Raw genomic sequence first — 22,452 nt, 5'->3', positions numbered from 1 at the left:
GTGGCTGCCGGTCATGGCCACCAGTCACTATGCGCTGGAAAAGAACGCCACCACCGAAAAATGGTTCGCCGCCAGCAAAGACGTGTCGCCGCTCAAAGGCGTGGCCAATATCGGCTACAACCGCTCGGTCGACGGCAACGTCGAATTGCTGCCGCTGGACATCAAGGACGACAAGTCTTCGGTGAGCTTCTCGGGCGCCAACCTGGACTTCGACAGCAGCGCCGAAGGCCAGAAGGTCAAGGCCAGCGGCTACATGAACAGCCTCAAGGTTGCAGTGATCGACGCCAATGGCCAGCCGCTTGAAGCCGAACTGTCCGGCCTGACCGTGGCCAGCAACCTGGAAAAATCCACCTTCGGTTTCTACACCGGGCAAAACACCGTTGAGCTGACCGACACAAAAGTCACCTTCGGCCCGCAGAAAGCCGTGCTGACCCTCAAGGGCTTCGAGCAAAAAGACACCAGCGAAACCAAGGACAACAACCTGGCAGGCCGCGTTGACTACAAGATCGACGAAATCGGCTACCAGGGTAAACCTGTAGGTTCGGCCGCCATGGCCCTGAGCATGAAGAACATCGACATCCCGGCGATGCTGGTGCTGACCAAGCTCTACCAGGACAAGATGCAGCCGGTGCAAGCCGCCGCGGCTGCCGGCCAACCGGTGCCTGAGCTGCAACTGACCGAAGCCGAGCAGACCCTGGCCGAGGCCAACGTCAACCAGGTGCTGGCCGCCAAGCCGCAAGTGGCAGTGGAAAACCTGTCGCTGAAAACCACCCACGGTGAAAGCAAATTCAACCTGGTGGTAGACCTGACCAAACCCACCTCGATGGAATTGCCACCGGTTGAGCTGGGCAAGCAGGTTATCGCGCTGCTGGATGCCAACCTGACCCTGTCCAAGCCGATGATCGGCGACGTCGCTGCCCTGCAAGCGGAAGTGGGCGGTGTGACCGACCCTAAAGCCATCGAACAGCAATCACAGATGGCGGCCGAGATGGTCAGTGGCATGGCCGTTGGTACTCAGTTGGCAACCCTGGTGGGTACTGACGTGGTTTCCAAGCTGCACTACGCCAACAACGAAGTGACGTTTAATGGCCAGAAGATGACCGTGGAGCAATTCATTGGCTTTGTGATGGCCAAAGCGGGTGCGGTCAGCGGCGCGCAGTAAGATTTCTTACATCGGTAAGAAATAATTATTGGAGGCGTGGGTTTACCTGAAGCGGCAGTCAAACAACCGGCATACAGGCCGGTTGTGGCTGCTTAGCTCAGGCAAGCCTTGGCCTCCATTGGTTTTTCTGCGGTTGGATAATTCTGAACAATTGTTCTGATTTGGGCATTTCCCTACTTTCCTAAGAGATAGTTCCTACAGGAAAGCTAGGCCGGGTCACGAGACGCCGGCACCCTGATGCGTTTTGCTCAGGACCACCTATCGTTATAGCTTTCCGTGTGTAAGGAAGCTCACGATATGCTGCGAACACTACCCACCAGTGCTTCAGGCCGGTTGCGCCTGCTCGTTGGGGCCGCCTTATGCAGCCAATTGCTGACGCCCAGCCTTGCCTTCGCCGACCCAGCCTATGACGCGCTGATTATCCAGGCGCGTAACGGCAACTTCACTCCCGCGCTGACCCAATTGCGTCAACTGCCGCCTGAACGCCAGACACCTGGCCAGATCAGCGATCACCTGGTGATTGCCGGTTGGGCAGGGCAAGACGCCGAAGTGTTGAAGGTCTACGAGGCCCAAGGCAAAAATCGCAACCTCACCACCCAGGCGCTGGCCACGGTGGCGCGCACTTATCGCAACCAAAAGCAGTGGCCGCAGGCTCTGGCGGTTTATCAGCAAGCGCTGGTGCGTGAGCCGGGCAATGTCGACCTGCAGCTGGGCCAGGCGCTGACCCAGGCCGACGGCGGCCAGGCCACGACGGCCGTGCAGCGCTTGCGCGCACTGGTGGCGGCGCAACCCAATGACCCCAACCGCCGCATGGCCCTGGGTTATGCGCTGACCCGCGCAGGCTTGAACTACGACGCCTTGTTCGAGTTCGACCAAGCCTTTACTCGCGCCGGTGACAAGCCTGAAGTGGTCCGCGAATACATCGTCGCCCTGCAAAAGGCCCGCCTGCCGGAGCCGGCGCTGCGCCTGTCGGCCAAACATCCGGGCCTGCTCGACGCGGTGACCCAGCGCCGCCTCGAAGGTGACCTCGCCGCCGAGCGCGTGCGCATGGCCGAGTTCGCCACCCGCACCGAAAAAGAACGCTACGTGGTTGCCGACCGCGCCCTCAATGACTACGACAAACTGCTCGCGCGCTGGACCCCGGACCCAAGTGCCCATGATGATGTGGTGCGCTGGCGTATCGACCGCCTGGGTGCCCTCAAGGCGCGGGCACGCACCGCCGATGTGATCCGCGACTACGAAACCCTCAAGGGCGAAGGCGTGCAATTACCGACCTATGCCCTGCGTTGGGTCGCCGCGTCTTACCTCGACCAGCGCTTGCCGGAAAAAGCCGAGCCGTTGTACCGCGAGGTGATCAGCGCTGCCGATGCCGAACCCGATGATCGGGTCGAAGACACCACGGCCTTGTTCTACACCTTGCAGGAAAGCGACAAAGGCGCCGATGCGCGCGAAGTTGCCAACAGCCTCGCCACCAGCCAGAAACCTCGAGTCGAACTCAAGGGCTTGCCCATTGGTAACCCCAACGACGCCTGGATGGACGCGCAACAGCTGTCGGCCCAGGCCGGCGTCTACGGCGGTGACCTGCCGGGCAGCGAAGCCGGCCTGGACGCGTTGGTGGCCAAAGCTCCCGGCAATGTCGGCTTGCGCCTGGCCCAGGCCGACATGTACCGCGCCCGCGACCTGCCACGCCGCGCCGAGGGCATCCTCAAGGAAACCGAAGCCCAGACCCCGCGGGATATCGGCCTGGAAGTCAGCCAGGCCTACACTGCCATGGACCTGCAGGAATGGCGGCAAATGGACGTGCTCACCGATGACGTGCTGGCCCGCAACCCGGACAGCCGCCAAGTGCAGCGCCTGAGCCGTCTGCGGGATGTACACGACATGGCCGAGCTGCGCGTGGAGGCCTACACCGGAAAAAGCTACGGCGGCGGCAATAACAACAACGCCGGCGCAGTGGCCGGCAGCCGTGACTGGGGCATCGAAAGCGTGCTCTACACGCCGCCTATCGATGAAGACTGGCGCCTGTTCGCCGGTGCCGGCTACGCCACCGCCGATTTCAGTGAAGGCACCGGCCAACACCGTTGGCAGCGCGTCGGTGTGGAGCGTCGCACCCGCGACATGACCCTGGAAGCCGAAGTGTCCAACCACTCCTACGGCTATGGCTCCAAGCAGGGTGCGGCCGTGTCGATTGCCCGCGACATCAACGACAACTGGCAGTACGGCGGCAGCCTCGGCTACCTGCTGACTACCACGCCGCTGCGAGCGTTGAATGCCGATGTCACCGCCAACGGCGGCAGTGGCTTTATTCGCTGGCGCGCGAATGAAAGCCGCGAGTGGAAACTGGCCCTGAGCCCGTCCCACTTCAGCGATGGCAACAACCGCTTCGAAGCCGTACTGACTGGCCGCGAGGGCATCTACAGCGCGCCCGGCGTGCAGGTAGACCTGGGCCTGGAAGTCGGCACCAGCCACAACACCAAAGAAGACACGGTGTACTTCAACCCCAAGTCCGACTTCACCGTGTTGCCCACGGTCACGGTCAATCATGTGCTCTATCACCGCTACGAGACTCAGTGGAGTCAGCAGTTCCAGCTCGGTGCAGGTACGTACAGCCAACGGGATTATTCCACCGGTGGCGTCGGTTTGATCGGCTATGGCCAACGTTTTCGCTGGAACGATGTGCTGGACGTGGGCGCCAACCTGAGCCTGATCAGCCGACCTTATGACGGTGATCGCGAACGCGATCTGCGCTTGCTCGTCGACCTCACTTACCGTTTCTAAAAGAGCCTGACCATGACCGTCCTTTGCCGTTGCTTGTTGGTCCTGGGTGTAATGCTGGCCAGTGCCTGTGCCCAGCAACCCGCGCCTTTCACTCCACCCGCCGAGCGGCCGATACTGGCCAACGAAGCGCCGTGGCCGAAAAACCATTTCCTGGGCATTGCCTACCACGATGTCGAGGATCGCGACCCCGACCAGGCGGTGGTGGCGGTGCGCACCGAGCGTTTGATCGAACAACTGGCGTGGTTGCGCGAGAACGGCTACCAGGCGGTCAGCGTCGACCAGATCCTGGCGGCACGCAACGGCGGCCCCGAGTTGCCGCCCAAAGCCATCATGCTCAGTTTCGATGACGGCTATTCCAGCTTCTACACCCGCGTGATGCCGATTCTGCGCGCCTATCACTGGCCAGCCTTGCTGGCGCCGGTGGGGTATTGGATCGATACGCCGCTCAATCAACCGGTCGACTTCGCCGGCTCGCCGCGCCCGCGTGGGGAATTCCTCACCTGGCAGCAGATTCGTGAAGTGTCGCAGTCGGGCCTGGTGGAAATCGCCGCGCACACCGACAACAACCACAAAGGGATTTTGGCCAACCCCCAGGGCAACCTCGAGCCGGCGGCGACCAGCCTGCGCTTTGATCCGGCCACCGGTCGTTATGAAGACCAGGCCAAATTCGATGCGCGCATGCGGGCTGATGTCGCGGCGATCACTAACAAGATCCGCAGCGTGACCGGCAAGGCGCCTCGGGTGTGGGTGTGGCCTTACGGCGCCGCCAAAGGCACCTCACTGGCGATTGTCGGCGAGCAGGGCTACCAGATGGCGCTGACCCTGGAAGACGGCCTCGACAGCCTCGGCAACCTGATGAACAGCCCGCGCTTCCTGGTGGCTTCGGACCCGGACGGCGAGCATTTCGCCAATAGCATGGTGGCGGTGCAAACCCAGGCACCGCTGCGGGTGCTGCACGTGGACCTCGACAACGTTTACGACCCCGACCCGGCCCAACAAGCGCGCAACCTCGACCAGCTTGTACAGCGTGTGGTGGACATGGGCGCGGGCACTGTATTCCTGCAAGCCTTCGCCGACCCCAAAGGCGACGGCCTGGTGCACTCGCTGTACTTCCCTAACCGCCACTTGCCGGTGCGCGCCGACCTGTTCAACCGCGTCTCCTGGCAGTTGCACACCCGTGCCCACGCGGCTGTGTATGCCTGGATGCCGGTGCTGAGTTTCGCCCTCGACCCCAAGCTGCCGCGTGTGACCCGCTGGGACCCGCAAACCGGCCAGGTCGGCACCGACCCGGACCAATACAAACGTTTGTCGCCGTTCGACCCGCAGGTGCGCAAGATCATCGGCGAGATCTATGAAGACCTGGCGCGCAACAATGCCATCGACGGTGTGCTGTACCACGACGACGCCGTGCTTTCCGACTTCGAAGACGCCAGCCCCGCTGCGCTCAAGGCTTATGCCGCCAACGGCCTGCCGGGCAGCATTGCCGCGCTGCGTGCAGACCCTGCAGTGATGCAACGCTGGACGCGCTTCAAGAGCCGCTACCTGATCGACTTCACCAACGAGCTGACCGCCAAGGTTCGCGCCATCGGTGGTCCACAAGTGGCGACCGCACGCAATATCTTTGCCGAGCCGATGCTCAACCCGGCCAGCGAAGCCTGGTTCGCGCAGAACCTCGACGACTTCCTCCAGGCCTACGACTGGACTGCGCCCATGGCCATGCCATTGATGGAAGGCCAGGAGCTGAAAACCTCCAACGCCTGGCTGGAAAAACTCGTCGCCACGGTCAAGGCGCGCCCCGGCGCGCTGGAAAAAACCGTGTTCGAGCTGCAAGCCAAAGACTGGCGGACCAAAGAAGCGCCGGATATCAAGGGCGCGCAGATGGCCGAATGGATGGGCGTGCTCAAACGCCAGGGGGTCAAGAGCTTTGGCTACTACCCGGATAACTTCCTGGAAAATTCGCCGGACCTGAAGACAGTTCGTCCGGCCCTTTCCAACCAGTGGAACCCTTGATCATGTTCGACAGAATCCTGGCTTTATTCGTGTTGGCGTTGGTGTTGGGTGTGCCCCTGGGCCTGATCTTCCTGGTCACCGGGCAGTTCCTGATGGACTTCGTGTTTTTCTACCCGCTGTTCATGTCGGCGCTGTGGATCGCCGGCGGGCTGTACTTCTGGCTGCACTGGGAGCGGCATTGGCCGTGGAAGGAAGACACGCCGGCGCCGACCCTGGCCGGCAACCCGCTGATCTCGATCATCATCCCTTGCTACAACGAGGGCGATAACGCCGCCGACACCATTCATGCGGCCCTGAACCAGCTGTACCCGAATATCGAAGTCATCGCCGTCAACGACGGTTCCAAAGACAACACCGCTGCCGTGCTCGACGCCCTGGCCTTGCAACACCCACGCCTGCGTGTGCTGCACCTGGCGCAAAACCAGGGCAAGGCCGTGGCCTTGCGCATGGGCGCCGTGGCGGCGCGCAGTGAGTACCTGGTGTGCATCGACGGCGATGCCTTGCTCGACAAAAACGCAGCGGCCTACATGGTCGCGCCGATGCTCGACAACCCGCGCCTGGGCGCCGTGACCGGCAACCCACGCATCCGCACGCGTTCAACCTTGATCGGCCGGGTGCAGGTGGGCGAGTTCTCCTCGATTATCGGCTTGATCAAGCGCACCCAGCGCGTGTTCGGGCGGATCTTCACGGTGTCGGGTGTGGTGGTGGCGTTTCGCAAGAAGGCGCTGGACCGCATCGACTACTGGTCCACCGACATGATCACCGAAGACATCGACGTGAGTTGGAAGCTGCAACTGGACCACTGGGCGATCTTCTACGAGCCTCGTGCCCTGTGCTGGATCCTCATGCCCGAAACCGTAGGCGGCCTGTGGAAACAGCGCCTGCGTTGGGCCCAGGGCGGCGCCGAGGTGTTGTTCAAGAACATCCGAGGCATCTGGCAATGGCGCCATCGCTACCTGTGGCCACTGCTGTTCGAGTACTGCCTGTCCACCGGCTGGGCCTTCACCTTCCTGCTCTCGGTGATCTTCTGGGGCGTGGGCAAGTTCGTGGTACTGCCGCAGGCGATTGCCGTGGATTCCCTGGTGCCACCGGCCTTTACCGGGCTGGTATTGGCAATGGTGTGCCTGCTGCAGTTCGCGGTGAGCATCCTGATCGACCGGCGCTATGAAAAGGACCTGTGGAAAACCCTGTTCTGGACCGTGTGGTACCCGATGGTGTTCTGGCTGGTCAGCCTGCTCACCACCCTGGTCAGCTTTCCCAAGGTGCTGTTCAACCAGCACCAGAAACGCGCGCGCTGGGTCAGCCCGGACCGCGGCATCAAACCCAGTGAAGAGGAGGCGTGACCATGAAGCTGGTCAGAACTCGCCAAAACACCGTGATGTGGATCATCGACGTGCTGCTGACGCTGCTGGCGTGGGGCGGGCTGATCTGGCTGCTCGCGCGTGGTATCGGCGCCATGTTGGAAACCCATGGCGGCCCACGTATTGAGGCGCCGATTTTCGCCGCGCTCAACACCTTGCAGATCTACCTGTGGATCGCCTTGTTCAACGCAGTGATCCTGATCAGTTGGGCGCGCTATCAGCAACGCCGTGGGCGCAAGTTCGCCCAGCGCCGCGCCGAAGCCAATGCGCTGAGCGACAAAAACCTGAGTGAGAGTTTCAATTTGGGCGACGGCCACCTGGAGCAGTTTCGCAAGCCGGGCGTGCTGGTGATCCACAACGACGAAGACGGCGGTGTCGAGGATGTGAAGTCCCACGTCTCCCGCGACGTGGAGCGCCCCGGCCTGACCCTGGTGCCCGGCGCGGAAAAAGGCAAAGACGCCGTCTAGAAAATCCAAAGACACCAAAGATCCCTGTGGGAGCTGGCTTGCCTGCGATAGCGGTGGGCCAGCAACCAATCAATACCTGACACGCCGCTATCGCAGGCAAGCCAGCTCCCACATTCCATCTGCGTCGCTTGGAATTCCGATAAATGGGATCCAATTCACAAAAACACCGCGAACTTTTCGCTATTCCCCTGTACTAACCTAACTCGGCAAGTAGTTGATGGCTAAATAATGGCATTTGCTAAATTGTTTGCCGAATTAATATCAAAAGAGTTGCCGCTGGTCGGAATAAAACTTCTAACGGCCACCATTATCTCTTTGTGATAACTCTTTATTGTTAATAATCAATGTGTTGCGGATGTAATAAGCACGAATGTGCAACTGTCCCGGTTTCTTGGGCCAGCGCTAGTTCGATGGTAGTTTGCCGCCCCTTGATTTTCGATGGATCGAACATGTCTTTTTTATCGCCACGGACTCGGTACTTGCTGTGCACTTTCATGCTCGCCTGCCTGAGCCTGAATACGGCCACCGCCGCCCCCACGCCTGGGGATCAAGACCTGATCCGCGATCGGCAGAACCGCCTGCTGGAAGAGCAAAGCCGGCGCCTGCAAGAGCTTCAGGACCTGCCCGGCAAAGAAGCCAAGCCACAGGCACCGGCTACGCCTGCCGACACCCGCTGCTTCCCGATCAAAGACATCGAACTCAAAGGCGCCGACAGCCTGCCTGCCGGCGACCGCACGCTGCTGCTCAAACCCTATGTAGGCCAATGCCTGGGCGTCTCGCAGCTCAATGAGTTGCTCAAGGTCATCACCGACTATTACATCGCCAAAGGCCGCGTCACTAGCCGCGCCTACTTGCCGCAACAAGACCTCTCCAGTGGCCATCTGCAGGTGTTGGTGGTCGAAGGCAAACTCGAAGCGGTGCGCAGCGCCGAAGGCAGCAACGTCACCGAGCGTGAACTGGCCATGGCGTTTCCCGGCAAGGTCGGTGAGGCGCTGAACCTGCGCGAGGTCGAGCAACTGGTGGATCAGCTCAACCGGTTGCCGTCCAAACAGGCGCAAATGGAGCTGACGCCCGGCAAGCAAGTGGGCGGCAGCGACGTGGTGGTCAAGAACACCCCGCAAAAGCCCTGGCGCGCCAGCCTGTCGCGCAACAACGACGGGCAACGCAGCACCGGCGAGCAGCAATGGGGCGCGGGCCTGGAGTGGGACAGCCCGCTGGGCCTGGCTGACCAGTTGGTATTGCGTGGCGGCCACGACGCCATCAGCGACCACCAGAAAACCTCGAAAAACACCCTGCTCTATTACAACGTGCCGTGGGGCTGGTGGAACTTCACCTACACCTACAGCGAGAGCGATTACCGCGCGCTGGGTTACACCGACACCTTCAAGTTCAAGCAGTCGGGCGACAGCCAGAACCACCAACTGCGCGCAGAGCGCGTGATTCACCGCGATGACGTAAGCAAAACCTCGGTCAACGTGGGTGTGGCTCACCTGCGCACCAACAACTACGTCAACGACGCCCAGCTCGAAATCAGCAGCAACCGCCTCAGTGAGTTGCAGTTTGGTATCAACCACGGCCGACGCATCGGCAATGCCTTCGTCAACATCGACCTCGGCGTACAGAACGGCATCGGCGCCTTTGACGCCCAGCGCGACGACCAGCACCGCGACCAGTTCGGCAACCTCACGCCCACCCCGGATTACCGTAAATACACTGCCACGGTCAGCTATTTGCAGCCGTTTCGCCTGTGGGGCGAGTCGTTCAGTTTCACCAGCCTGGCCACCGGTCAACGCAGTGAAGACGTGCTGTTCTCGCCGCAGCGCATCAGCCTCGGCGGCTCGTCGTCGGTGCGCGGTTTGAAGGACCAGCAACTGTCCGGCGACAGCGGCGGCTACTGGCGCAACGAAGTGCGCTGGGCGCGCCCGGTCACCCTGGAATGGCTGCGCCCGGCCTTCGCCGAATACGGCACCAGCCTCGGTTACGACCAGGGCGTGATCCGCAACGACCGTTACAACGGTGACAACCACGGCCGCGTTTCAAGCAACTCCGTGGAACTGTTCGCCCGTGGCAAATACGTCAGCACCAGCGTGACGTTTGCCCACTCGTTAGAAAGACCTGGAGTGGTGACCGAGCGTGAAGCGCCGATCTACTTCCGCATGGATTTCTTCCTGTAATTCAACGCCCCGCTGCAACGAGAATTTGACCATGGATGTTCGCCACTTTGCCTTTCTGGCCCGCCAACCTTCTGCTGCCCTGAAGCGCCGCGACGCGTTCTTCGGCCTGCCCAAGCGCGGCCTGGTGCTGATCCTGGTCAACGCGCTGTTCTGGCAGCCGTTGCTGGCCCAGGCCGAAGGCATTGTGGTGAGCAACCCGGCCACCAGCGTCGGCCAGGCCGGCAATGGCGTGCCGGTGGTGAACATCGCCACCCCCAATGGCAGTGGCTTGTCCCATAACCAGTTCAAGGACTACAACGTCGGCCCCAACGGCGTGATCCTCAACAACGCCACTGGCGCGCTGCAGAACACCCAGCTGGGCGGTTACATCGTCGGCAACCCCAACCTCAAGGGCGGCGCGGCCAACGTTATCCTCAACGAAGTCAACGGCGGCAGCCCGAGCCAGCTGCGCGGTTACACCGAAGTAGCGGGGCAGTCGGCCAAAGTCATCGTCGCCAACCCTTACGGCATCACGTGCAGCGGCTGCGGGTTTATCAACACGCCCAACGTGACCCTGACCACCGGCAAGCCGATGATGGACAACGTCGGTCGCCTGGACCACTACCAGGTTGACGGCGGCGCCGTGACCATCGACGGCGAAGGCCTGAACGCCAGCAACGTCGACCGCTTCGAAATCATTACCCGCACGGCCAAGATCAACGCGCAAATCAACGCCCGTGAACTGGCCGTGGTCGCCGGGCGCAACGACGTCGACGCCAAAAGCCTGAAAGCCACCGCCCGTGCCGACGACGGCAGCACCAAACCCGAGCTGGCCATCGACTCCAGCGCCTTGGGCGGCATGTACGCCGGCGCAATCAAACTGGTGGGCACCGAAGCCGGTGTGGGTGTGAAGCTCGACGGCACGCTGGCGGCCAGTGGTGGTGATATCCAGCTCGATGCCAATGGGCATTTGAGCATGGCGCAAACCGCCGCCAGCGGCGCGGTCAACATCAACGCCGCAAGCCTGGACGCCAAAGGGCCGGTGTATGCCGGTACAGCCCTTAACGTGAACACCCAGGGCGACCTCACTAACCGCCAGAGCCTGGCCGCCCGTGACCGCATTGCGCTGTCCAGCGGCGGCACGCTGACCAACGGCGACATCATCGAAGCCGGCGTCAACGCCGACAACACCCGCAACGCCACAGGCGATGTGAGCCTGCGCGGCAAGGCCGTCACCAACACCGGCGCCAGTGTGATTGCCAGCCGCGCGTTGAGCGTGGATGCCCAAGCGTTGAACAACCAGGGCGGCACACTGGGTGCCAAACAACACACCCAAATTACCGCCGCCACCGTCGATAACCAGAACAAAGGCCGCATTCTCAGCAACGGCGGCCTGGCCATCACCGCTGATCGCCTGCAGAACACCCAAGCTGGGTTGGTCACCAGCAACGGGCCGCTGACCGTCGTCGTCGGTGAGCTGCGTAACCAGGGCGGTGAGCTCTCAAGCCTCGACACTGCAGCGCTGACGGTCGCGACCCTCGATAACGTCGCAGGCCTGATCACGGCGGGCAATGCGCTCAGCCTCAACGTCGGCAGCCTCAACAACCAAGCCGGGTTGGTCACCAGCCAAGGCACGGTGAGCGTGGCCGGTAATAGCCTCGACAACCGCCAAAAAGGCTTGGTCGCAGGCGTGGGTGGTGTGCAGGTCAATGTCGCCAACATCGACAATCGTAACGGCGAGCTGTCCAGCCGTGCGGGCGTTGTGGTGACCGCTACGCAACTGGATAACAGCGACGGCGGGCTGCTGATTGCTGGCGCCGGTGCAGGTTTGAATGTCGACCAACTGCTTAACCGCAACCAGGGTTTGATCAGCAGTGAAGGGCTGCTGAGCATCACCGCGCGCACGCTGGCCAACGGCGGCGGCACGCTCTCCAGCGCAGGGCCGCTGACCCTCAGTGCACTCGGCGCGGTGGACAACCGAGGCGGGCGGCTGGTCACCGATGGCAGCCTGATACTCAACGCCGCAAGCGTCGACAACAGCCAGAACGGCACCCTCAGCGCGCGCCAGGCCCTGTCCCTTGGCACTGCCGACCTCAACAACCAGCAAGGCGGCCAGATCACCAGCGCCGAGGCGCTGACGCTGGACCTGCACCGTGGCGAGTTCAATAACCAGGGCGGGCTGATCAACGCGCCGCTGTTGATGCTCAACAACCTAAAGAACGTGCATAACCAGGGCGGCGAAATCTCCGGCAGCCAGGCGTTCACACTCACCGCCGACAACCTCGACAACAGCAGCGGCAAACTGCTGAGCAACGCCGCGCTGACCCTGCGCATCGGCCAGGCCCTGGCCAACGTCAAAGGCATGATTGCCGCCGCCTCGGTTGACGCCCACGCCACCGACCTCGACAACAGCGGCGGCACCCTCACCAGCCGTGGCGACACGCTGCTCAACGTGGCTGGCCGCCTGACCAACCGCGACCAGGGCCTGCTCAACGCGAGCAATACGCTGACGCTCAACAGCGCCGCGCTGGACAACCAGAACGGCTCGCTGCTGGGCAGCGCGATTGCCCTGGACTTCGGCACCGCCACCGGCGACCTGAACAACGCGGGTGGCCTGATCACCACCGCTGGCAACCTCTCCATCAACCACCTGCGTGACCTCAGCAACCAGGGAGGCGAACTCTCCAGCGCGCAAACCCTGAACCTCAGCGGCCGCACGTTGAACAACAGCAACGGCAAGCTGATTAGCAATAACCTGCTGGTGCTCAATGCCGAAAACCTGATCAACCAGAATGGCCTGATGTCCGGCTGGCAGGGCCTCACCGTCAGCGGCGCGAACCTCGACAACCGCAACAGCGGCACCTTGTCCAGCCGTTACGGCGACCTTAATGCCACGCTGACCGCCAGCCTGCTCAACAGCGCAGGCGGGGCACTGGTGAGCCAGAAAGCGCTGACCGTTAATGCCGGCGAACTGGATAACAGCAACAAAGGCGTACTCTCCAGCGCGGCCGGGCAGACGCTTACCGTCGGCGGCTTGCTGAACAACGCCCAGGGCGGCGTGATCGACAGCGGCGCGGCCCTGAGCCTGGCTACGCAAAACCTGGACAACAGCGCCGGCAGCATCAGTGGCGGCACCGCCACCACCCTTGACCTGCTCGCGACCCTGACCAACACCAATGGCAAACTGGCCAGCGGCGGCCCGCTGCTGATCAGCCGCGCGGCGCAGATCAACAACCAGGGCGGCCAGATCGCCAGCCAAGGTTTGTTGACCCTGCTGACTGTCGGCCTGGATAACCGCAACCGTGGCACCCTGGCCGCCAACGACCGCTTGAGCCTCACCGCCAGCGGCCTGGTACAAAACGGCAACGACGGCTTGATCTACAGCCAGAACGCCGACCTCCTGCTCACCGCCAACCGCTTGGACAATGGCAAAGGCACCGTGCAAAGCCAGGGCGGCATGACCGCCAACGTGGCCGACACGCTGGATAACCAGAGCGGCAAACTGATCGCCCAGGCCGGTGACCTGAATATCAACGCGGCCAGCCTCGACAACCTTGGCGGCACCCTCGCCAGCCTCAAGGCCGCACTGCAAACCCAAGTGGTCGGCGTGCTGCGCAACGGTTACGACCTCAACAACAACCGCCAGGGCGGCGTGATGCAGGGGCAAAGCCTCAACCTGCAAGCCGGCAGCGTGGACAACTATGGCGGGCGCATCGCGGCGCAGGGCGGCAACGCACTGGTCACCACCGGCAATTTCGACAACCGCAACGGCGGGCTGTATGCCAAAGGCCTGATGCGCGTGGTCGGGCATGACTTCGATAACAGCGGCGACAACGACGGCCAGATTGCTGGCCAACAGATCGACCTGGACCTCAGCGGCGCGCTCAACAACCGCCTGGGCATCATCGAAAGCGAAAGCACCCTCAAGGTGCGTGCCGCGAGCCTCGATAACCAGACCGGGCGCCTGCGTGCGCTGGGCACGGCGGGCACCACCGAATTCGCCATCGGTGGCCTGTTCGACAACCGCAACGGCGTGCTGGAAACCGCCAACAACGACCTGACCCTCAACGCCGGTAGCTTCCAGAACCTGGGCGGCAACGTACTGCACGTGGGCACCGGCAACTTCGGCATTGCCCCGGCCAACCTCAACGACGTGGGCGGCAGCCTGGTCACCCGTGGCGACCTGACCATCACCCAGGGCAACTGGACCAACAGCAGCGTGATCCAGGCCGGGCAACTCACCGTTAACGTCGACAGCCTCGACCAGACCGCCACCGGCCAACTGCTCGGCGCGCGACGCTTTATCGGCAAGGGCGCCAACTGGCCCACCCACGCTCGACCTGACCTTGAGCGGCGCGCTCAACAGCAGCGGGCGCATCAGCAGCCTGGGCAACCTCAACCTCAATGCCGCACAAGCCAGCCTGAGCGACACCGCCAGCATTGCCGGCGGCGGCGTCACCACCGCCAACATCGCCGGCACGCTCAACAACCGCGGGCGCCTCACCGCCGCTACCGACCTGGTGGTCAACGCCGGCACACTCAACAACTACGCGACCCTGGGCAGTGGCCAGCGACTGGTCGCCACCACCGGCGCCTTGCTCAATGACCACGGCCTGATCTTCAGCGGCGGCGACATGAGCCTGCGTGTGGACGCGTTGAACAACAGCTACGCCGACGTCTACAGCCTGGGCACCCTCAGCGTCGACCGCGACGGCAAGGGCGGCCTGGCCAGCAGCATCCTCAACAGCTCATCCACTATCCAGAGTGACGGCAACCTCAGCTTGTCCGCCAACTCGATCAAAAACGAACGGGCGGTACTCGACGTCAACGATGCGGGTGTCTACACAGCCTCGGCCACCCAAGGCACGTGCATCGAGTACGTCAACGCCGGTGACTGCCACGCCGGTGGCACACCGCGCAACTACGTGTGGGAACTGGTGACCCGCGACAAACTGGAAGTGACCGCCGCCAGTGCCGGTTCGAGCATCACCTCGGGCGGCAACATGACCCTGGCCGGCGGCGACCTGCTCAACAGCAGCAGCTCGATCGCGGCCGGCGGTAACTTCACCGCGCGCCTGAACAACCTGGTCAACACCGGCATCGAAACCGGCGAAACCGAGACCTATCGTCTTTTCACGTCAAAGCGCACCAAGCACCCTGAAGGCTGGTTCAGTGCCGCCGCCGCACTCACCAACAAATACTGGTACAAAAGCGCCGGTTACAACCCCAATGACCTCGGCGGCCTGGAAGCCACCGTGGCCAACTTCGTCGGCATGATGGAGATCGAGCGCACCCAGTTCGGCAAAGTCACCAAAATCGCCAGCGATGACCAACGTTACGCCGCCGTGATTCAGGCAGGCGGCGCGGTAGACGTCAAAGCGCAAGCCGGTATCGACAACAGCGTGGTACGCCTGGGCTATAGCTACATCGGCGCAGGTGCCAAAACCACCACCGACGCCACCGGTGCCAGTGGCGCAGCCGGTTACTCCACCCGCGTGACCCTCAACCAGCAACTGCCACCGGACCTGGCCCAACAGCAGATCAACCCGCTGAGCCTGCCCGGCTTCACCTTGCCCACCGGCCAGGGCGGGCTGTTCCGCCTCAGTGGCCAGAGCGCCAGCGCGCCTGCCAGCACCGGCCCGCAAGGCTGGACCCTGGGCGGCGGCAGCGTCGACCGCACGCCGGTGACCGGCCCGGTCGTGCCCGGCAGCGGCACCTCGGCCGACGGCGTGGTGATCAACCGCGTGCAAGGCCTGCCAGACAGCCAGTTCGTCTCCAACCCACAGAAATACCTGATCGAAACCAACCCGCTGCTGACCAACCTCAGCCAGTTCTTAAGCTCCGATTACATGCTGTCCAAACTGGGCTTCGACCCGGACCAGGCACAAAAGCGCCTGGGTGATGGCCTGTATGAACAGCGCCTGATCCAGCAAGCCGTGATCGCCCGTACCGGCCAGCGCTTCATCGATGGCCAGACCAGCGACACGGCAATGTTCAAGTACCTGATGGACAACGCCATCGGCACCAAACAGGCGCTAAACCTGACCGTAGGCGTGAGCCTCACCGCCGAGCAAGTCGCGGCCCTGACCTACGACATCGTGTGGATGGAAAACGCCACCGTCGCCGGCCAGCAAGTGCTGGTGCCCGTGCTCTACCTGGCCCAGGCCAACAACCGCCTGGCGCCCAACGGCGCACTCATCACCGGCAGCGACCTGAACCTGGTCAGCGGCACCGACCTCAACAACGTCGGCACCCTGCGCGCCACCAACAACCTCGCCGCCAGCGCCGGGCGCAACATGGTCAACAGCGGCCTCGTGCAAGCGGGCAACCGCCTCGACCTGCTCGCCGGCAACACCCTCACCAACCGCGCCGGCGGCATCATCGCCGGGCGCGACGTCAGCGTGAGCGCAGTAAATGGCGATGTGCTCAACGAACGCACCGTCACCAGCCACCAAAGCAGCAGCGGCTACCGCACCGAACGCACCGACTTCGTCGACAACGCCGCCCGCATCGAAGCCGCCAACACCCTCACCCTGCAAGCCGGGCGCGACGTCAACAGCACCGGCGGCGCCTTCAAAAGCGGCGCCGACCTGGGCGTTCAAGCCGGGCGCGATGTAAACCTGGCCACCGCCGAACAACGCAACGCCAATGCCGTCAGCACCTACATGCGCAGCAGCAGCGCAACCCAGTACGGCACCGTGATCGAGGCCGGTCGCGACTTCCAGGTGGTGGCTGCGCGGGACATCAGCGCCATCGGCAGCCAGTTGAATGCCACGCGTGATCTGGCGCTGGCGGCCAAGGGCAATGTGAACCTGGCGTCGGCGGCGAATGAACAGCATTCGGCGTTTAATTCCAAGAAGGTGACCAGTCAGGAGGACCACGTTCAGCAAGTGGGCACCTCCCTGGTTGCCGGTGAGAACCTCTCCCTCAGTGCCGGCAACGACCTCGTGGTCAGCGCCAGCCGTGCGAGTGCCGGCAAGGAAGCCTACCTGTACGCAGGCAATGACCTGGCGCTGAACGCCGCGCAAGACAGCGACTACAGCTATTACCGCAAAACCAAAACCAGCAAAGGGTTGCTGTCCAGCAGCCAGAAAACGCGCATCGACAGCAGTAACCAGATCAGTCAGCAGGGTTCTTCCATCAGCGCTGATACCGTGGTCGTGCGTGCTGGCCGTGACATCGGCACTACCGCCAGCGACGTGGTTTCCACCAACGCCACCAGCCTGATTGCCGGGCGCAATGTGGTGATTGATGGGGCCACGGAAACCTTTGAACAAAGCCATTCGTCCTCGACCAAAAAATCGGGCTTGATGAGCAGCGGCGGCATCGGCGTTACGTTGGGTTCAAGCAGCAACCAGAACACCTTCACCAGCAGCACCGAAACCACCCGAGCCAGCAACATCGGCAGTGTGCTGGGCAGTGTGGATATTCAGGCTGGCAAAGACCTGACCATTCGTGGCTCTGACGTGGTTGCCGGTAAGGACATCAGCCTGGTTGGGCAAAATGTCAGCATCCTGGCTTCCGAGAACAACAACCGCAGCGAGCAGACCTCCAAAAGCAAAACCAGTGGTTTGACCCTGGCGTTGTCCGGCACCGTGGGCAGTGCGGTGGACTCTGCTTATAAGACCGCCAAGCAAGCCAAGAACGAGGACGACGGCCGCCTCTCGGCGCTGCAGGGTGTGAAGGCGGGTTTGACTGGCGTGCAAGCGTGGCAGGCGGCGCAGCAGAATGGCGGCATGACCGGCGCTAACGCCGGGGAATTTGTCGGCATCGCCATCTCGCTCGGCTCGCAAAAATCCAGTTCCAAACAGACCCAGGAGCAGACGGCAAGCCAAGGTAGCAGCCTCACCAGTGGCAATAACCTCAGTATTGTAGCCGCCGGTAACGGCACGCCTGGCGCAGATGGAGACATCCGCGTTCAGGGCAGCAAGCTCCAGGCCGGTAATGAAATGCTGTTGGCAGCAGAGCGTGATATCCGCCTGGAAGCAGCCGCCAACACACAAAAACTCGATGGCAAGAACAGCAGTGGCGGCGGGGCCGTAGGCCTTAGCTTTGGGGCGAGCTCCAATGGTGCTGGCCTTAGCATCTTCGCTAATGCCAACAAGGGCACCGGCAGCGAGAAAGGCAATGGCACCACCTGGACGGAAACGACGCTGGATGCGGGCAAGCAAGTCAGCCTGATCAGTGGGCGAGACACCGTCCTCAAAGGTGCGCAGGTCAGTGCAGATCAGATCAAGGCCGCGGTAGGCCGCGATCTTACGCTGCAAAGTCTGCAAGACACCGATGACTACACGTCCAAACAAACCGATGTCAGCGGTGGCGCAAGTTTCACGTTTGGCACCATGACGGGCAGTGGTTCGCTCAGCATCAGCAAGAGCAAGATCGACTCCAACTATAAGAGTGTGCAGGAGCAAACCGGCCTGTTCGGCGGTAAGGGTGGCTACCAGATTGATGTGGGCAACCACACGCAACTCGATGGCAGCGTGATCGCCAGCACTGCAACAGCTGACAAAAACCGCCTGAGCACCGGCACCCTCGGCTGGAGCGTTTTAAAGAATAAAGCCGACTACACAAGCCAGTTACAGAGCGCCAGCGTCAGCAGTGGCGCAAGCGGAGCGAACGCCTTCATCAGCAACCTGCCCTCCGGCAGCTTGATCGCGTTCAATCATGGCGACAGTGACAGCGGCACCACCTCATCGGCCATTTCCAACGGTACCCTCGACATCCGCGACCCTGCTAAACAGCAGCAGGACGTTGCAACGCTGAGCCACGATGTTGAACACGCCAACGGCAGCATCAGCCCGATCTTTGATAAGGAAAAAGAGCAGAAGCGCCTGCGGCAGGTGCAGTTGATTGCGGATATTGGTACTCAGGCAGTAGACATCGTTCGAACCCAAGGCCAGATCGATGCTGATAAAGAGGCGCGTGCTGAACTTGATAAGCGTGGCATCAAGGATCCTGGAAAAGATGCGAAAAAAGAGGACGTCGATGCCTACAAGAAACAACTGATTGCCACTGACGCTTATCAACGGATCATGGCGGACTACGGGGTCGGCGGCAATTACCCACGTGTAGCGCAGGCGGTGACAGCAGCATTGCAAGGGTTGGTGGGAGGCGATATCGGTTCCGCTATTGCGGGCGCGTCGGCGCCGTACATGGCGCAAGTCATCAGGAAAACCACCGGAGACAACGCTGTACTCAACACCATGGCGCATGCCGTATTGGGTGCGGTGGTGGCGCAGGCGCAAGGCAACTCTGCGGGAGCGGGGGCTGCGGGAGCGGCGACGGGTGAATTCATCGCCCATCAGTTGTATCCGGGCAGGAAGACAATCGAGTTGACGGAGGAGGAGAGAGAGACGGTTGTTGCACTTTCGGGTCTAGCAGCAGGGTTGGCTGGGGGGATTGCTGGTGGTGATCTGGGCGGTGCGGTTACTGGGGCAAAGGCGGGAAGCAATGCGGTGGAGAACAACTCCCTCAGTGATATTGCAGAAGCATTAGCCGCACATAAGACACTTGAGCAGCAGGCTGAAGACCGCGTCAAAGCAGAAAACCAACACTACAAGGAGCAAAACTGCGCTGGCATGAGTGAGCAAGCGTGCTCGGTCAAGATGTATACTCAGCGGCGTGAAGAGCTCAAAGATGCCCTGTCAGAAGGCGCAAATTTTGTACCAGTTGTCGGCACAGTTAAAAGCGTAGCGGAGGCTGAGAGTGCACTTGATTACCTTGAGGTAGCAGCATCACTTATTCCAGGTGAACGGATTATTTCCGGCACCTTGAAAATGGCACGCAAAGCTCTGAACAGGGGCGATATCAGCGAAGCATCGAAGCTGATTAGCAGCGCCAGTAATGAGATTCAGGGTGCAAAGGCGCCATACACCTCGATTTCCTCGCCGGATGCTGAGGCTGGCATGCCCTATGCCCACCCGATAAAGGAGGCTGGTGAAAAAGGTGGTGTCAAACTGGCTAGTGTTGAGGTCGATGTGACCAAAGCCAGTAAAGGAACACCTGAATACAAAATACTGAATGAGCCCCCACCAAATAGCCAAGTCAAGCTGAGCAACGGCACTGAATTTAAGACCAATTCAAGCGGTTACGTTGATGAAATTACCTACAGTCCGTCGTTGGATAAAGGCGTCCGTGATGCACGCCAAACGGCAGTTGGCAAAGAGGGATTGCCAACGGATGTGGGGGGGCACATCCAGGGTTGTCAGCTTGGTGGTACCTGTGACAGATTCAACCTCTTTCCGCAGGATGGTAATTTCAATAACTCTGCCTATAAGCGGTGGGAAACAGAAATTAAGAAGGGGTTGAACAACGGTGATCAGGTCGGCGCCGTGACAGTGCGCTTTTCTAGAACGGATCCTGTGTCGGCAAGACCAGATTCATTAGTTATTGACTACTCAATCAATGGAATAAAAATGCGCAAGTCATTCAGGAATGAGGCCGGGCAATGAGCATTGAGCAACAAGTACAGGTCTTGAATGCGCTCACGCAGATCATGCATGACTCTGCGAATGGTCCGTACGAGGAAATGCGTTGTGAATTTGAGCATGAAGTTTATGACGGAGGGTGGTCTGTAGGTTCTAAATACTCATTCGTTCGCGATGGCTTGTTCTTCAGCGAGCTTTTGGATGACCCTGAAGATAGAGCTTCTAGTCACGTCCATAAGTTGCACGAGCTGATGAGATCGCACACAGGTGGTGATTGGAGAAAATTTGTACTGGTTATCGACCCTAGTGGAAAGGCTAATACCAAATTCATTTATTAAGTTGGTACAAAAGGTGGTGTCAAACTGGCTAGGGAAATGGGGGCAGACCACGTTTTGTGGACCACGTTTTGCGTTTTTTAGAGTTCAGTGAAGTTGTTATTTAAAAATATGGTTTATTTTTTGAAAAATAAGGTGGGCCACGATTTTGCTTTTTTAGAGTTTGGTAGAGTTGGTATTTTCAAAGCATAATTTATTTTTGTAATATTTTTATTTTGTCCGCCTAGTGATCGAAGGCTAAGCTGGGATCCCTCAGGGCCTGACCCCTGTTTTCACTATTTCATCGAATGCGTTGAAACAAAATCCCGGTATCAAAGCCGTTTTTGAATTTCCAAGTCAAAAAGCGGCCGATAGAGCAACTGATATTTTGATTGAGCAAAATATCAGAAACATTACTGTGAGGGTTGCACCCTAATGGCTACGCATAAGCTTGAATTTCGTCATAGGCCAAAATTTTCAGAGTCGATTGAAAAGCGACACGAAAATTTTCTCGAAAGGTTGTCCGGCTTAGGTGCGCCATGGGATTTGGCCGGTGCTGTAGATGTTCCCGATATTGAAGGCGAGCTTGTTGTTTCTGTTTCTTTAGATAAATTCCTTCCAAAGGGAATAAAAGGTCGAATTGCATATTCTCTTAGAAGCGAGAGATATCTAGAAGATGATGCTCAATTTGATGACTCTATATTCATTGAGTTTTCGAATGCTAAAATTGATTATTTGGACTTGTTGAAAAGAATTTTCCCTGCGTACGTAGAGGCTTTTGGTGCCTATAGAGCTGCACTGCATGATTGGTCTGTCACTAGAAGCGACTGGCCGGCAGTAGTAGCTGCATGCGATGCTACAAAAAAAGATGTTAATGGGAGAGATGGTGTTTTTCGTATAAATGCGGCGAATTATTTTGATGAGAAATTGTGCCTTCGCGCATTTGGGAAAAGCCCTCAACAGATTATTAACTGTCTCAAGGGGCACGTTGAGGAGACCTCGGAATTGGCCGGAGGTGTGTTGATTGTTGTTAGCTATACGCCGCTGACCACCAGCGAGATAGCTACTGCTGGAGAGCGATTAAAAGAACTTTTGGTTGGGTGATGCGAGGGGAGGCTAGGTCCAGAAGAGCCGGGGCCAACTGGCGCACTCCCAACAATGACGACTTGTTGCCCTGCCTGCTGTCCGCACGTGACCTCCACGCTTGGCAAACTGGTAAGACAACTCGAGACCAGTCGACCAAGATTAAAGGATGTTTCAAGGGCCTAATAACCCCAGCAGCATACAAAAAAGGGACTGTAGAAATAGGGGGCGGATTTATTTAATTGTCCAAGTTCTTTTTTACTTAAATAAATCTGACCCTTTTCGCCTTCAGATGGGGAAATAGGGGTTAGACCAAGTTTGAGTTTCTTAGAGTTCAGTGAAGTTGTTCTTTAAAAATATGTTTTATATTTTGGAAAAATAGGGTGGGCCACGGTTTTACTTTTTTAGAGTTTTGTAGAGTTGCTCTTTTAAAAGCATGATTTATTTTTTGTGATTATTTTGTTTCGTTGGCCTAGTAATTTCAACTAAGCTGTAAGCTCTTATCCAATTAGGGGTTTATATGGCTCGCCGTTCTAGGGTTTTAATGCCGAATATCCCGTTGCATATTATTCAGCGGGGAAACAATCGGGCTGCGTGTTTTTATTCAGATAAAGACTATATTTTTACATGGATACATTAGCCGTGCTTGCTGAACTGTATGGCTGTAAAGTTCACGCATTGTGCTGGATGACAA

The 22,452-nt window shown here is 59.9% G+C and carries 9 protein-coding genes and 1 pseudogene; all 10 read left to right on the top strand.

Features of this window, described 5'->3' with window-relative positions; genetic code table 11:
• Positions 1–1,162, top strand: a 1,162-nt coding sequence (locus FEM54_RS02825; RefSeq protein WP_138449399.1) for a YdgA family protein, incomplete at its 5' end; no start/stop codon positions are given.
• A 297-nt stretch (positions 1,163–1,459) separates the two neighbouring features.
• Positions 1,460–3,940 (top strand): poly-beta-1,6 N-acetyl-D-glucosamine export porin PgaA, encoded by a 2,481-nt coding sequence (pgaA, locus tag FEM54_RS02820; protein ID WP_099549574.1) that lies wholly within the window; start codon positions 1,460–1,462, stop codon positions 3,938–3,940.
• 12 nt (positions 3,941–3,952) lie between these two features.
• Positions 3,953–5,950 (top strand): poly-beta-1,6-N-acetyl-D-glucosamine N-deacetylase PgaB, encoded by a 1,998-nt coding sequence (gene pgaB / locus FEM54_RS02815; RefSeq protein WP_138449396.1) that lies wholly within the window; start codon positions 3,953–3,955, stop codon positions 5,948–5,950.
• 2 nt (positions 5,951–5,952) lie between these two features.
• On the top strand, positions 5,953–7,293 hold the full coding sequence (gene pgaC, locus FEM54_RS02810; protein WP_017136591.1) for a poly-beta-1,6-N-acetyl-D-glucosamine synthase: 1,341 nt from the start codon (positions 5,953–5,955) through the stop codon (positions 7,291–7,293).
• A gap of 2 nt (positions 7,294–7,295) precedes the next feature.
• Positions 7,296–7,778 (top strand): poly-beta-1,6-N-acetyl-D-glucosamine biosynthesis protein PgaD, encoded by a 483-nt coding sequence (gene pgaD / locus FEM54_RS02805; protein ID WP_017136590.1) that lies wholly within the window; start codon positions 7,296–7,298, stop codon positions 7,776–7,778.
• Positions 7,779–8,227: 449 nt separating this feature from the next.
• The gene (locus FEM54_RS02800) at positions 8,228–9,952 is read left to right on the top strand and encodes a ShlB/FhaC/HecB family hemolysin secretion/activation protein (protein ID WP_138449394.1); all 1,725 of its coding nucleotides are present in this window, start codon (positions 8,228–8,230) and stop codon (positions 9,950–9,952) included.
• A 31-nt stretch (positions 9,953–9,983) separates the two neighbouring features.
• Positions 9,984–14,078 (top strand): annotated as a pseudogene (locus tag FEM54_RS35030) (two-partner secretion domain-containing protein); the annotation flags it as partial.
• A gap of 199 nt (positions 14,079–14,277) precedes the next feature.
• Entirely contained in the window at positions 14,278–20,385 is a 6,108-nt protein-coding gene (locus FEM54_RS35025; RefSeq protein ID WP_138449390.1) for a hemagglutinin repeat-containing protein, read from the top strand.
• Positions 20,382–20,699 carry a hypothetical protein gene (locus tag FEM54_RS02785; RefSeq protein WP_073637953.1) on the top strand — a complete coding sequence of 106 codons (318 nt, stop codon included), beginning with the start codon at positions 20,382–20,384 and terminating at the stop codon, positions 20,697–20,699. The genes FEM54_RS35025 and FEM54_RS02785 overlap by 4 nt, the downstream gene beginning before the upstream one ends.
• Positions 20,700–21,110: 411 nt before the next feature.
• Positions 21,111–21,779 (top strand): hypothetical protein, encoded by a 669-nt coding sequence (locus FEM54_RS02780; RefSeq protein WP_138449388.1) that lies wholly within the window; start codon positions 21,111–21,113, stop codon positions 21,777–21,779.
• The last annotated feature ends 673 nt before the right edge of the window (positions 21,780–22,452 follow it).

Origin of the sequence: Pseudomonas edaphica (genome assembly GCF_005863185.1) — a bacterium.
Taxonomy (GTDB): Bacteria; Pseudomonadota; Gammaproteobacteria; order Pseudomonadales; family Pseudomonadaceae; genus Aquipseudomonas; species Aquipseudomonas edaphica.
The sequence above is the reverse complement of the archived record's forward strand: the minus strand, read 5'-3'. Positions and strand labels throughout refer to the sequence as shown.